The organism is Aeromonas sp. s1(2024) (assembly GCF_040908005.1).
Lineage (GTDB): Bacteria > Pseudomonadota > Gammaproteobacteria > Enterobacterales > Aeromonadaceae > Aeromonas > Aeromonas caviae.
Window position 1 is genome coordinate 77409 of record NZ_JBFOCW010000083.1, and the last position, 12165, is coordinate 89573.

14 protein-coding genes are annotated in these 12165 nt (G+C 62.1%); 8 read left to right on the plus strand and 6 right to left on the minus strand.

Translation table 11 applies throughout. From position 1 onward, the window contains the following. Nucleotides 1-248: 248 nt before the first annotated feature. A complete protein-coding gene (locus AB5Y70_RS19775; protein WP_368176113.1) occupies nucleotides 249-731 on the minus strand; it encodes an N-acetyltransferase family protein in 483 nt (160 codons plus the stop codon). Between the two features lie 271 nt (nucleotides 732-1002). On the opposite strand from AB5Y70_RS19775, the gene AB5Y70_RS19780 reads away from it, so the two are divergent. From AB5Y70_RS19780 to AB5Y70_RS19790, 3 genes are all read left to right on the plus strand, one after another. Continuing rightward, on the plus strand, nucleotides 1003-3045 hold the full coding sequence (locus tag AB5Y70_RS19780; RefSeq protein WP_113978261.1) for a TonB-dependent siderophore receptor: 2043 nt from the start codon (nucleotides 1003-1005) through the stop codon (nucleotides 3043-3045). Nucleotides 3046-3110: 65 nt separating this feature from the next. After that, entirely contained in the window at nucleotides 3111-3731 is a 621-nt protein-coding gene (locus AB5Y70_RS19785; RefSeq protein WP_069652288.1) for a PepSY-associated TM helix domain-containing protein, read from the plus strand. Nucleotides 3732-3907: 176 nt separating this feature from the next. Next, nucleotides 3908-4945 (plus strand): acyltransferase, encoded by a 1038-nt coding sequence (locus tag AB5Y70_RS19790; RefSeq protein ID WP_103244140.1) that lies wholly within the window; start codon nucleotides 3908-3910, stop codon nucleotides 4943-4945. Here AB5Y70_RS19790 and AB5Y70_RS19795 read toward each other — a convergent pair. Then, entirely contained in the window at nucleotides 4917-5273 is a 357-nt protein-coding gene (locus AB5Y70_RS19795; RefSeq protein ID WP_279961672.1) for a helix-turn-helix domain-containing protein, read from the minus strand. The two genes, AB5Y70_RS19790 and AB5Y70_RS19795, sit on opposite strands and share 29 nt — an antisense overlap. 121 nt (nucleotides 5274-5394) lie before the next feature. Between AB5Y70_RS19795 and AB5Y70_RS19800 the strand changes: the two genes are divergently transcribed. Then, nucleotides 5395-5700: a monooxygenase gene (locus AB5Y70_RS19800; protein ID WP_103261951.1), complete on the plus strand. Its 306-nt coding sequence runs from the start codon at nucleotides 5395-5397 to the stop codon at nucleotides 5698-5700. On the opposite strand, the gene AB5Y70_RS19805 is transcribed toward AB5Y70_RS19800, so the two are convergent. Next, complete coding sequence (locus AB5Y70_RS19805) at nucleotides 5681-6211, minus strand: GNAT family N-acetyltransferase (protein ID WP_268451472.1); 531 nt, start codon at nucleotides 6209-6211, stop codon at nucleotides 5681-5683. The genes AB5Y70_RS19800 and AB5Y70_RS19805 overlap by 20 nt on opposite strands. Nucleotides 6212-6256: 45 nt before the next feature. Next, nucleotides 6257-6871, minus strand: coding sequence for an outer membrane beta-barrel protein (locus AB5Y70_RS19810; protein ID WP_103244138.1), 615 nt, complete (start codon nucleotides 6869-6871; stop codon nucleotides 6257-6259). Between the two features lie 201 nt (nucleotides 6872-7072). On the opposite strand from AB5Y70_RS19810, the gene AB5Y70_RS19815 reads away from it, so the two are divergent. Beyond that, nucleotides 7073-7711: an exopolysaccharide biosynthesis protein gene (locus tag AB5Y70_RS19815; protein ID WP_010672675.1), complete on the plus strand. Its 639-nt coding sequence runs from the start codon at nucleotides 7073-7075 to the stop codon at nucleotides 7709-7711. A 63-nt stretch (nucleotides 7712-7774) separates the two neighbouring features. Here AB5Y70_RS19815 and AB5Y70_RS19820 read toward each other — a convergent pair whose 3' ends face one another. Next, nucleotides 7775-8665 carry a sensor domain-containing diguanylate cyclase gene (locus tag AB5Y70_RS19820; protein ID WP_041214332.1) on the minus strand — a complete coding sequence of 297 codons (891 nt, stop codon included), beginning with the start codon at nucleotides 8663-8665 and terminating at the stop codon, nucleotides 7775-7777. A gap of 406 nt (nucleotides 8666-9071) precedes the next feature. Continuing rightward, nucleotides 9072-9656: a hypothetical protein gene (locus AB5Y70_RS19825; protein ID WP_010672673.1), complete on the minus strand. Its 585-nt coding sequence runs from the start codon at nucleotides 9654-9656 to the stop codon at nucleotides 9072-9074. A gap of 222 nt (nucleotides 9657-9878) precedes the next feature. Between AB5Y70_RS19825 and AB5Y70_RS19830 the strand changes: the two genes are divergently transcribed. From AB5Y70_RS19830 to AB5Y70_RS19840, 3 genes are all read left to right on the plus strand, one after another. Further along, nucleotides 9879-10514, plus strand: a complete 636-nt coding sequence (locus tag AB5Y70_RS19830; protein WP_368176114.1) for a Vat family streptogramin A O-acetyltransferase — start codon at nucleotides 9879-9881, stop codon at nucleotides 10512-10514. Nucleotides 10515-10722: 208 nt separating this feature from the next. Continuing rightward, nucleotides 10723-11265, plus strand: a complete 543-nt coding sequence (locus tag AB5Y70_RS19835) for a superinfection exclusion B family protein (RefSeq protein ID WP_197970412.1) — start codon at nucleotides 10723-10725, stop codon at nucleotides 11263-11265. 91 nt (nucleotides 11266-11356) lie between these two features. Continuing rightward, nucleotides 11357-11731, plus strand: coding sequence for a hypothetical protein (locus AB5Y70_RS19840; RefSeq protein WP_049637279.1), 375 nt, complete (start codon nucleotides 11357-11359; stop codon nucleotides 11729-11731). Nucleotides 11732-12165: the final 434 nt, after the last annotated feature.

Sequence of the window (12165 nt, forward strand, 5' to 3'; positions counted from 1 at the left end):
AGGTAGCGAGATCCGGTCGTCACTGCACGATGAATGGATGGGAGGTCTGGGCCTCCACCGGCTCCGGACAATGCTTCATCGTGCGCATCTGTACGGAGTTCATTCGGGTCACTCGCTGATCCGAAGCATAAAGGGTCATGTCACGCACCCGGCCGGGCCGGTTCCATCAACACATTGAAAAATCTGGTGCCACTCTAGGGGACAGGAGTCTCAGAGGCAAGCCCGGCAGATCATGTTTGCCGACCCTCTCACCCCAGCTTCTTCTGCCAGAACATGGCCCGGCCCACCTCAGGATCCAGCTCATAACCCGCAAAGCCGCTGGCGCGATAGGCAGCCTGGGCCACCTTGTTCCCCTCCAGCACCTCCAGGGTCAGCTTGCAGCAACCGAGCTCCCGGGCGAGCCGCTCCGCCTCCGCCAACAGCTGCTTGCCGATGCCCTGGCCGCGATGGGTAGGGTGCACCGCCACGTCGTGGATATTGAGCAGCGGCTGACAGGCGAAGGTCGAAAAACCCTCGAAGCAGGTGGCAACGCCAGCGGGCTCCCCATCGACCCAGGCCAGCAGCACATGAGCACCGGGTCGCGCGGCCAGGGCTTCGGCCAGATTCGCCTTCACCTCGTCCGCCAGTGCACTGCCGCCCCCCATCTCGTCCCTGGCGTATTCGTCCAGCATCGCGATCAGCGCCTCGCCGTGGCGAGGGTTGTGCAGATCCGCCCTGATGATCTCGACCATGTTTCTCTCCCTGTGTGTGCCGGATGGTGCGCCAAGGCGCGAGGCCACCATGGTAGCGTCCCCTCCGAACCGAACCAAGGTTCCCCCGGCCTTTTCCCCGAGGTTCCAGCCCCCTCAGTGCCTGCCGCCAATGATCTCTTTTTCTTGCATCTTCTCCTTGCAAGGCAAATGAAAATCAATATCATTAGCAACCTCTCGCGATGAGAGAAATCAATAATTACAATTAAATCAACAAGTTCAGGCCGATTGGTCGACAAAGAGTCACACCCAGATGAACCATTCCAACTCCCCGCGCGCCTTGCTGGGCGTCGCCTTGCTGGCGGTTTGCACCAGCCCCCGTGCCGAAGACGAAACCCTGACCGTGGTCGGCAAACGCAGCCAACATGAAGAGGTCGCCACCGCGACCCGTACCGCCACCCCGGCCAAGCTGGTGCCCCAGAGCATCGAGACCGTCAAGGCAAGCGAGCTGACCGCCTTCGGCCAGCCCACCCTGAGTGAAGCCCTGACCGGCATCCCTGGCGTCAACGCCAGCGGCGACACCCGTTTTGACGGCGTCACCATCCGCGGTTTCAGCGCCAGCAACGACTTCTACCTCGACGGCCTGCGCGACGACATGCAATACACCCGCGACCTTGGCAACATCGAACGGGTCGAAGTGCTCAAGGGCCCCGCCGCCGTGCTCTACGGCCGTGGCAGCACGGGCGGCATCGTCAACCGGGTCAGCAAGGTTCCCCAGAAGGGGCAGGCCTCCAGCGTCAGCGCCCAGGTCGGCAGCTTCGACAGCCGACGCTTCGCCGCCGATCTCAACGGCGAGGCAGGAGAGCGGGTACAGGTGCGCCTGAACCTGGCCCAGGAGGACAAGGAGAGCTTTCGCGACGACGTGACCAGCAAGCGCACCCTGCTGGCCCCCTCCGTCAACTGGGAGATCACCGACACCCTGAACTGGCTGGTGCAATACGAGCGCAACGAGCACGATCGCACCCCGGATCGCGGCATTCCCGGCGTCGATGGTCGCCCGGCGGATGTCCCCATCGAGAGCGTCTACAGCGACACACGCCGCGACTTCATCGACGATGTGGCCCAGTCCACCCGCTCCCGCTTCACCTGGGACATCAACGATCAGTGGCAACTGCGCCAGCAGCTCGGCTACACCACCCTCGACAGCCAGTTCGACAATACCTATGTCACCAGCGTCAAGGGTGACAAGGTGACCCGCGCCCGCTGGCAGCAGGATCTCAAGGCCAGCAGCCTCACCAGCAACACCGAGGCGGAAGGCCAGCTGCAAACCGGCCCCATCGCCCATCGTCTGCTGGTGGGTCTGGAGCAGGGCTGGCAGGATCGCACCCCCAAGCTCTACCAGAACGCCAACCCGATCCCGGCAGGCAACCTCTATGATCCGGGCTCCCTGCCCACCTACGACGGCGCCATGAAACTCTCCAGCGACGCCCATCACAGGGTGCGCGGTGTCGGCCTCTATGTGCAGGATCAGCTCAGCCTGGGCGACTGGCACCTGCTGGCAGGCCTGCGCCGCGACGACTTCACCGTCACCAGCCGCCGCAACGACCTCGACAAGGAAGAGACCCTCTCGGTCACCAGCCTGAGTCCGCGCCTGGGCCTGGTGTGGAACCCCATCGAGGAGCATGCCTTCTACACCTCCTACAGCAAGACCTTCACCCCGGTGGGCGGTGAGCTTATCGGCATCACCCCGGGGGACAAGAACAACAACCTGGATCCCCAGCACACCCGGCTCTATGAAGGGGGCGTGAAGAGCGACTGGCTGAACGGCCGCCTCGCCACCACCTTCTCCCTCTACCGGCTGGAGATGTACAACAAGCGCAGCAAGGATCCGCTGGATCCCACCCGGGTGATCCTCACCGGTCTGCAGCGCACCGACGGCATCGAGCTGAGCGCCCGTGCCCAGCTGACCGACGAGATCTATCTGCGCGGCGGCGTCGCCATCCAGGATGCCGAGCAGGTCAAGGCAGACGCGGACCTGCAAGGCAAGCGGCCGATGAACGTCTCCCGCCAGAACGGCCAGCTGTTCGCCGGCTACCAGAGCGGCAAGCAGGGCTGGTTCGGCGAGACCGGGGTGACGGCGGTGGGGGATCGCTTCGCCGACAACGCCAACACCACCACCTTGCCCGGTTACGCCCGCTTCGACGCCCGTGCCGGCTACCGCTGGCCCCAGTGGGAAGCCCAGCTGAGCGTGGAGAACCTGACCGATCACGACTACTTCGTCAGCGCCACCAGCGCGGCCCAGATCATGCCGGGCACGCCCCGTCAGCTGCACCTGACCGCCGCCTACCGCTTCTGATCCTCCCTGTTTACCGACCCCTCTGGCCAGCGTTCGCTGGCCAGATTGTTATGAAGCACCGAACGATGACACGCAGAAAACTTCCCCTGCACAACAACAAGTGGGTGCGCCGCATCCACGCCTGGGCCGGCTTTGCCACCCTCACCCTGATGCTGCTCTACGGCCTCACCGGCCTCTGGCTGCAACACAGGGCCGTGCTGCCCCTGCCCGGTCCCCACACCGCCAAATCGAGCGAAGAGATAGTACTGAGCACGCCGCTGGCCAGCCCGGATGAATTGAAAGCCCTGCTGCAACAGCGTTATGCAGACATGTTCGAGGAGGGGAGACCCCAGATCACCCCGCCCCAGACCCTGCCCACACCATCCGGCGCCCTCACCCTGCCGGCCCGCTGGGAGCTGCGCGGTGTCACCCTCAGCCAGAGCGTGGCCGCCAGCTATGTGGAAGGCACTCTGCTGGTGCGCACCGAGCTGCAGCAGGCCAACTTCGCTGCCAGCCTCAACCGGCTGCACCGTGGCATGGGCACCGGCCTGCCCTGGCAACTGGTGGGCGATCTGGCGGCCCTGGCCATGCTGCTGCTGGCCCTCACCAGCCTGCTGATGTGGAACAAGCTGCACGGCCCCGCCGGTCGCGGCATCACCCTGCTGCTGCTGGGCGCCCTGGTCACCGTGCTGGTGGCCCTGCTCTAGCCCTTTTACCGACACCAAAACGGGATCCCGCTCCCGGCGGCGGTAACCTTGCCCGCACCTCGGGTAACAAAGGGTAACCGGCCGCCGATGGGGGTCACAGTTGGCGACCAGGCGGCTGGATAGGGAGCACCTGCGGCTGATAGGGTGCGCCCAGCTCCCGAACGCCACGAGGAATCATGCGCATCTCCAGCATCGAATGCGGGCGAGTGGTGGCCATCCTGGCCGTGATGACCATCCATCTCTCCCCTTTCAGCAACCCCTTCGACCCCGCCCTGTGGGACGGCACGCCCTACCCTCTGGTCGGGGCCGTCATCAACCAGCTCTGCCGCTTCGCGGTGCCGCTGTTCTTCCTGTGCGCCGGTTACTTCTTGCAGCCCGCCCTCGCCGCAGGCCACCCGCTGACGGTCGCACTGCGCTACTGCCGACCCCTGCTGGGGCTCTGGCTGGCGTGGAGCCTGCTCTACGTGCTGATACCCTTCAACCCGCTCGCGGCGGTGAGCGAGGGCTACCTGCCCGCCATGGCAGGCCAGTGGCAGATGCAGCTCGGGGATCCGCTCAACGTCTGGTGGGTGGGCGGCATGATCCACCTCTGGTTCCTGCCCGCCCTGATGGTGGCGGTGCTGATCCTGGGGCTCTGCCAGCAGGTCCGCCTGCCGAGGCTGGCCCTGCTGCTGGGGGCCCTGCTCTACAGCCTGGCCCTGATCGGTGGCTCCTATGGCCCGCTGCTGCCGGGGGGCGAGTGGGCCCTGCTGACCCGCAACGGCCCCTTCTTCTCCTTGCTGTTCGTGGCGCTTGGCGCCGAGCTGCGCCTGCGTGCCTGGCAGCCGGACGCCAGGCGCTGCGCCCTGATGATGATGGCGGGGATGGGGCTCTACGCCCTGGAGGCCGCAGGTCTGCTGCGCGTTGCCGCCGTCCCCCTCGCTCGTCATGATTTCCTGCTGGGTTCGCTCCCCTGGGCGCTGGGGCTGTTCGGCCTGCTGCTGGCCAACCCGGCATGGGGCAAAGGCAGCTGGCTGGAGCGCCAGGCCCCCAAGGTGCTCGGCCTCTACTGTCTGCACATGATGCTGGTGGTGTGGCTGATGATCTTCGGCCCCCAGGGCAAACAGGTGTGGTGGGAACTCCTCAAGGTACCCGCGCTGCTGGCGCTCACTCTGCTCGGCTACCGACTGCTGGCGGCCACCGCCCTCAGCCGCTGGTTGCTGCGGGCTCGCTAGAAACAGGACCCTGACCAGCCAGCAGATCAACGTGGTTCAGCGCAAAATCGTGCATCTGCTGGAGCAGGGGGATCAGGGCGGCGCCAAGGGGGCTCAGGCTGTACTCCACCCTGGGCGGTACGTCGGGGTAGAGGGTGCGGATGATGACACCGTCGCTCTCCAGCTCCTTGAGCTGGGCGGTGAGCACCTTCTGGCTCACCTCGGGCAGGCAGCGGCGCAGGTCGCCAAAGCGCCGGGTCTGTTCGCGCAGATGAAACAGAATGGCCGGCTTCCATTTGCCGGTCAGCAGGCTTAATACCTGATAGGCGGGACAGGGCAGTGAGGGCACGGTATGGCTCGTGAGTGGTTACTTTGCAGTAACTATGCCACGAAAATGTGCCTTCTTGCAGCCAAGATGCCGGCTTCCTATGATGCGGATTCCGTCAATCAACGCCCACGAGAGGTTTATCATGCCCAGCCTGCTACAGATCCATTTCAACTTCCCCGCCCAGATGATGGGACCAGCCCTCACTGCTGCGGCCATGCCGTTGGCCGACTCCATCACCCGGGAGCCGGGCTTCATCTCCAAGATCTGGACCGAGAATCCGCGCACCGGCGAGGCGGGCGGCATCTATCTGTTCGAGGATGAGGGGAGTGCCCTCGCCTACGCCACCATGCATGAGCAGCGGGTGCTCGCCATGGGCGCCAGCGCGGTGCAGTACAAGGTGTTCGACGTCAACGAGCCCCTGAGTCGCGTCACGCGCGGTCTGGTGTGATCTCCTCGCCCAGCAGCAACCGGTAGCAGGTATCCTGCTGCCAGATGAAGCCCAGCCGCTCAAATAGCCGCTGGCTGGGCAGATTGTCCGGTTCGATATCCGCAAGCAGGGTGACGATGCCAAGCTGGCGGGCATAGACGATCAGGGCGCTCAGCGCCTCCCCCATCAGACCTTGTCCCCAGTGGCTGCGGGCCAGCATGCAGCCCACCTCCGCCTGGCGCAGGCTGGCGCCGGCCGCAAAGCTGTGCAAGCCGCAGGTGCCCACCAGGCGGCCGCTGCCGCGTAACTCCAGCCCCCACTCCAGCGACTCGCCGCCAGCCAGCAACCGCTCGACGCTAGCCAGCATCTGCGACACGGTGGCAAGGGAGGGAAACGGCGGCTCCCCGACGAAGCGCATCACCAGGGGATCCCCGTAGATGGCGAAGAGATCGGCAGCATCCCGCCCATCGAAGGGGCGCAGTCGCCCTCTTGGCGTCAGCAGTACGGGCAGTTCACGGGGCAGGGATGGCACGGAGTCGTATCGCCTTGTCTGGTCAAAGGAGTCCCATCATGAGGCTCAGAACCTCAGGGTCAAGCCGATATTGGCCTGCCACTGGGTGATCAGCTCCCCTCGCACCCGAAAGGCGCAGATCTCGGGGTTGCAGAGAAACTGGCTGTCGTCGTTGACCAGGGCACCATAACCGCGCACCTCGGCCCGCACAGCCAGATGTTCGGTCAGGCGCGGCTGCACCCCGAGGGCCAGGGACATGGAAGGGGCCGTCTCGCTGTCGTAGGCATCGAAGCGGGTGACCCCTATCCCGGCACCGATATAGGGGGCCATCAGGTTGTCCGAGAGAGTCAGGGCCCCGGCAAACTGCAGGGTGTCCACCGTCAGCCTGTCGGGCAGTTCGGGGGACATCCGGGTCGACTGGTGGCTGTAGAGCAGTTCCACCATGCCGGGGTCATCCACCTCCCTGCTGATGAAGAGCCCCCAGCTGCCGGAGCGCTCCCCTTGCAGGGTGTCGATGTCGCTCCCGTGCGGCGTGGGGGCCGGCTCGTCCATGGCCCGAAAGTCGATGGCCGAGCTGTATCCCGCAAAGGGAGTCAGCTGCCAGCCCGTCGCCGGGGGCTCGGCTGCCCAGCCCGCCAGGGGCAGCAGCAGCCCAGGCACCATCCCCATCGCTCCTCTCATGTGCTCATCCTTTGGTGAAAAGACCTGCGCAAAGCATATCAGAGCGCCCGTCTCCCACACTGGACAGGCGCTGTACAAGCCTCATTGCCCCGCTCCCGATGGAAAAATCTGTGCTCCCCGGGGTTATTCATCCGGGATTAACCTCGGCCCCGTAAGCTGGCGGCGCCACAGCGGTGGCATCAACAAACGAGGATCTCAGGAATGGTTGCCGCGCAACTCAACGACCCCCAAAGCACGCTCTCCGATACCCTGAGGGCCACCGCCCACGCCATCGAGGAGAGCCACATCAGCCTGCGCCAGATGCTGGCCCTGGTGGGCGAGCAGGGCATGCTGCTGTTTTGCGTGCTGCTCACGGTTCCCTTCCTGCTGCCGGTTTCCATTCCCGGCGTCAGCACCCCCTTTGGCCTGCTGATCCTCTTCATCGGCATCGGCATTACCCTCAACCGGGTGCCCTGGCTGCCCGCCTTCCTGATGGAGCGCCGCTTCGCCGCCGAGCACCTCAAGCCGACCCTGCACAAGGGGGCGGATCTGCTGGCCCGCATCGACCGCTTCATCCGCCCGCGCCTGCTCATCCTGACCGGCAGCGTGACCATCAACCGCTGCAACGGCCTGCTCATCATGCTGGCCGCCCTGCTGCTGATGCTGCCGCTCGGCGCCATTCCCTTCACCAACGCCATGCCCGCCTGGGCCATCCTGCTGCTGGCCATCGGCATGTTGCAGCGGGACGGTCTCTTCGTCGCCCTCGGCTATGCTCTGGTCGCCGCCACCCTGGTCTGGTTCAGCGCCCTGGCCATCGGCCTGCTGATGGCGGGGCAGAATATCTCGACCCTGTTCGGCTGATCTGGCCCGGCCAAATGAAAGAGGGCGACCCCGGGTCGCCCTCTTTCCTGTTCACTGCGCCCCTCAGGGCGCCCCATCGTGGGCCACCCGGTTGCGCCCGCCCCGCTTGGCCCGATAGAGCCACTCGTCCGCCCGGGCCAGCACGGTGCCAAGATCCTCTCCCGGCCGGATCAGGGTGGTGCCCAGACTCACGGTCACGGGGGCGGGATCCGGCGCCATGGCCGCCACTGCGGCGCGGATCCGCTCCGCCACCTTCAGCAATATCCCCTCGTCGATCTGCGGCAGCAGGATCAGAAACTCCTCGCCACCGCTGCGCACGAAGAGATCCTCCCCCCGCAACTGGGCGGAGACGCACTCGCAGACCCGGCACAGGACCTTGTCACCGGTCTGGTGGCCGAAGCGATCGTTGATCTGCTTGAAGTGATCGAGATCCAGCATGATGAGGCCGGTGAGATGCTGCCCCTGCACCTTATGGTGATACTGGTCGAAGAAGAAGTGGCGGTTGTAGAGGCCGGTGAGCTGATCCGTCTCCCCGAGCCGCTTGAGCCGCTGTTGCAGCTCGTGCTGGCGGGTGATGCTGCGGGTCATCCAGGCCACCGCCCGCTTCCCCTCATATAAAGAGGGCAAGGGCGCTATCTTGCCCTCGAAACGCTGCATTCCCTGGGGCCCGGCGTCAGCGTCGATGCCGTCCACCTCGGCGGGGGAGAGGTCATACTCCACCACCTGCACCTGGCCGCTGGCGAGGGCCTGAGCCACCTGCGCCATCACCCACTGCGCCTTGTCCTCGGGCAGCACGTCCAGCAGTTGTCTGCCGATCAGCGGGTTGCCGTTCTGGTAGGACTGCTGCTCCATCCCGCCGATGTACTCGATGTAGTAGCCATCTTCGCTGAGGATGAAAACGGGATCCGGCAACTGGGCCATCACTTCGTAGAGTTGTGCCACTGAGAGCGCCATCCGAGCTCCTTGCTATCCGTGGGAGTGGGTCCCTGTACTCCTGTTATACAAGACTCATGGAGTATCGCACAGGGGCAGAAAGCTGCCTGCCGGGCGGGAAGGATGCGGTCGGTGACGTGCCCACCGGACAAGCCTCCGGCAAAGTGAATGGTAGCAATCGGGGATGCTGTCAGAACCAGGGTTGTCAGACAGTCAGGAAGGTTTTTTTGCCTTCAGGCAGTGCGACATGCCAACCCCTGTGACGTCAGGGGCGCCACAGGGGTATTCCCGCCCCCGGACAAGGGGGGCAGGGCCGGATCCCGGTCAAGAGGGATCCGGCGAGCCGACATCAGCGGGCAGCGGATCGACTGGCGTTCCAGAGCAGTTCGCCGCTCTTGAGATCCATCAGGCTCATGGCGAGCCGGCATCAGCGGGCAGCGGATCGGCTGGCGTTCCAGAGCAGTTCGCCGCTCTTGAGATCCATCAGGCTCATGGCGAGCCGGTAGCGGCCCCCTTCAGAGAGGAGATCCCCGTAGAGCATGTAACCCGCCCCGGTCTGGCGACCCAGGCGCACCAGGGAGGCGGGGTTCATGCCCCCCTGCTGGTATTCGAGCTGACCCGTGATGGCCGCCACCTGGCCCGGGTCTGCGAAACGAAAGCCGCTATTGGCCTGAATGCGCTGGATCATGGCCACCGCCAGGGGCTGGGTGCTGAAGGGCTCACCTGTACCGTTCTGGGGCGCCATCAGCAGCAGTACCGGGCTGCTGCCCGCCAGCGCCTGCACATCGGCGGCCTTCAGGAAGTCATCGGCCAGGGCGACCGCCAGCCCCGTCGGTGCCACGGGTTTGGGAGCAGGCACCGGCTCGGCCTTGTCAGGCTCGGCCACGGGTTTCTCTGGTTTGGTCACCGGCTTGTCCGGCTCGCCGACCGGCGCAGGCGTCCCCCCATAGGGATTGACCGCACATCCGCCCAGCAGCAGGGCACCCACCATCAACAAGGAACGCAGCTTCATCTTTTCTCTCCGCCAGAAGTGTGCAAGGCGCACTTCGTCCATCATCCACTTTGACGGAGCCAGACTCCGCCGCCCCTCCATGCTAGAGACAAACCCGCCCCGGGTCGATGCGCACATGGGCAGGGGGCGACAGAGACTGGCGAAGCGGAGGGCACAAAAGGGTGGCAAGGCTCCACCCGATTCCGTTAGGGTAGCCAGAGCCCAGACCCCAGAGGAGCCCCCATGCACGGACCCGATCCCGCCAACCCCCACCCCATGAACGGCTTCCCCCAGGTGTGCTTTATCAAGAACACCATCAAGGGACCCAATATCGAGGTGGGTGACTACACCTATTACGACGATCCGGAGGATGCGGCGGGCTTCGAGCGCAACGTCCTCTACCACTTCCCCTTCATCGGCGACAAGCTCATCATCGGCAAGTTCTGCGCCATCGCCCGCGGGGTCAAGTTCATCATGAACGGCGCCAACCACCAGACCTCCGGCCTCTCCACCTACCCCTTCTTTATCTTCGGCAACGGCTGGGAGAGCGCCGCCCCCAAACCTGGCACCCTTCCCTACAAGGGAGACACCCTCATCGGCAATGACGTCTGGATAGGCTATGACGCCCTGATCATGCCGGGCGTCAAGGTCGGCAACGGCGCCATCATCGCCGCCCGCTCAGTGGTCACCACGGACGTGCCCGACTACGCCGTGGTCGGCGGCAACCCCGCCAAGGTGATCCGCTATCGCTTTGACGACGACACCATCGCCCGTTTGGGCGCCCTCGCCTGGTGGGACTGGCCGGTGGAGCGGATCAGCCGGAATTTGAACTTGATCGGCGGCGGGGAGATTAGTGAGTTGGAGACGGTGGGGTTATAGGGAGTAATCAGGGCGAATAGGGTAAGACTCGCATCAAAAAATGTGCGGCTGTAGTGGTAAAACGTCGTCACCAAGTGGGTGCAGCTCATAACAACACTGGGTATATCACATCAAAAGACTCCAATGCTTCATTCATAATTCCATCGGAAGTACACTGGTCTACATGTCATGATAGTAATTTTGATAGTTTTCAGGAGAAAGCGAAACAATGATTGATAAACTGACAGCGTTTTCTGACTATTTCATAAAGATACCAGCTGCATTCTTAGTAGCCATTATATCTGTTCTTGGTCTCATTTTATTTTTGCCAGAAGAATACTCTAAAACTCTAGCTGTAGACGGCTTTAGAAATGAATATAGAGTTTTTTTGGGCCCGGCTTTTTTACTCACGCTATCATTTTGCGCAGCCAGACTATTCCATTTTTTGATGCAGGGATATCGTCAGAGACAAACACTCAAGAAACGACAGGCGGTACTTCATAATTTGACTCCAGAGGAAAAAGGTTACCTGATAGCATACATAGAAGAACAGCAGAACACGGTTTATGTTGGTATAGATGATGGAGTAATGGCTGGACTACGTGCAAAAGGTATTACCTATCTGGCAGCAAGCATGGGGGACATGCTCAATGGCTTTGCATTTAATCTACAACCTTGGGCTCGTGAATATTTGGATAGGAATCCAAGCTTATTAGATGGCTATACTGGAGCTCCAATGACTCCGCGCCAAAAGTTGCATTCAAGATGGTAGACCTAACAAGTAAATTAACTACACACCTTCTACATCTATCATGGTAGAAACTACAACCGTCATTTAAGCGTTATGTTGAAGGAGAGTCTAGATGATTCGTAGCCTAAGAAAGGGACAGACATCAATTGAAATTTGGTACAAATATGGGGCTGACTCTATAGGCGCTAAACAAGCTGAGATTGAACTTATGGATAAGCATGCAATATTCCGAATTAGATTGTCTCCGGTGGATAAAAATCAATCACACGATGCTGATAACATTTTTATAGACAATCTAGAAACAATATCTAAAATTATAATTTGGGACGAGCATATTCGTAAGAACACTAGTAAATCCATCAATTCTCACTCGGAGAAAATTTCTTTTGTAAACCTTGAGATAGTTTATAAAAAAAGGCATGCATTTTCTTCTGATTTAAGACCTCTAGATGAGGACGGTTTGGAATTTTATATAAAAAACACTTAACTAATTTCATTTGAACAACCGCGTAGCGGGGTTCAACAATATAAGTTCTTATAATGATATCTATCATAAAAGCAAAGACAGGAGCATTGCTCCTCCCTCTTATTCGCTGAGGCGAGCCCGCTTGTCCAGGCCGCGAGACAGGATGTCAAGCGAGCGGCGCCAGACCATGGGCCAAATCGGGCAAGGACGAGCGCCGCTCGACCCGATTTGGCGCGAGAACAGGGATGTTCGAAGCGGGCTTTGGCCGAAGCCATGGATGGTGAAAGCCAAAGGCCCGTCGGCGCGTGCCGTCGGACAAGCGGGTGAGCCGAAGGAACCCGATGAAGTAGGGCGAATAAGCGGGGGTGGCCGCTCGATTGGTGACTTTTCTTTGGCCACGCAAAGAAAAGTTACTCGCCCAAGCCCGAAGGGCGGGCGAAACCCCTTCGAGGTCA

Coding starts and splice junctions, on each gene's coding strand:
- AB5Y70_RS19775 (WP_368176113.1), bottom strand. CDS start 731: ATGGTCGAGATCATCAGGGCGGATCTGCACAACCCTCGCCACGGCGAG.
- AB5Y70_RS19780 (WP_113978261.1), top strand. CDS start 1,003: ATGAACCATTCCAACTCCCCGCGCGCCTTGCTGGGCGTCGCCTTGCTG.
- AB5Y70_RS19785 (WP_069652288.1), top strand. CDS start 3,111: ATGACACGCAGAAAACTTCCCCTGCACAACAACAAGTGGGTGCGCCGC.
- AB5Y70_RS19790 (WP_103244140.1), top strand. CDS start 3,908: ATGCGCATCTCCAGCATCGAATGCGGGCGAGTGGTGGCCATCCTGGCC.
- AB5Y70_RS19800 (WP_103261951.1), top strand. CDS start 5,395: ATGCCCAGCCTGCTACAGATCCATTTCAACTTCCCCGCCCAGATGATG.
- AB5Y70_RS19810 (WP_103244138.1), bottom strand. CDS start 6,871: ATGAGAGGAGCGATGGGGATGGTGCCTGGGCTGCTGCTGCCCCTGGCG.
- AB5Y70_RS19815 (WP_010672675.1), top strand. CDS start 7,073: ATGGTTGCCGCGCAACTCAACGACCCCCAAAGCACGCTCTCCGATACC.
- AB5Y70_RS19820 (WP_041214332.1), bottom strand. CDS start 8,665: ATGGCGCTCTCAGTGGCACAACTCTACGAAGTGATGGCCCAGTTGCCG.
- AB5Y70_RS19825 (WP_010672673.1), bottom strand. CDS start 9,656: ATGAAGCTGCGTTCCTTGTTGATGGTGGGTGCCCTGCTGCTGGGCGGA.
- AB5Y70_RS19830 (WP_368176114.1), top strand. CDS start 9,879: ATGCACGGACCCGATCCCGCCAACCCCCACCCCATGAACGGCTTCCCC.
- AB5Y70_RS19835 (WP_197970412.1), top strand. CDS start 10,723: ATGATTGATAAACTGACAGCGTTTTCTGACTATTTCATAAAGATACCA.
- AB5Y70_RS19840 (WP_049637279.1), top strand. CDS start 11,357: ATGATTCGTAGCCTAAGAAAGGGACAGACATCAATTGAAATTTGGTAC.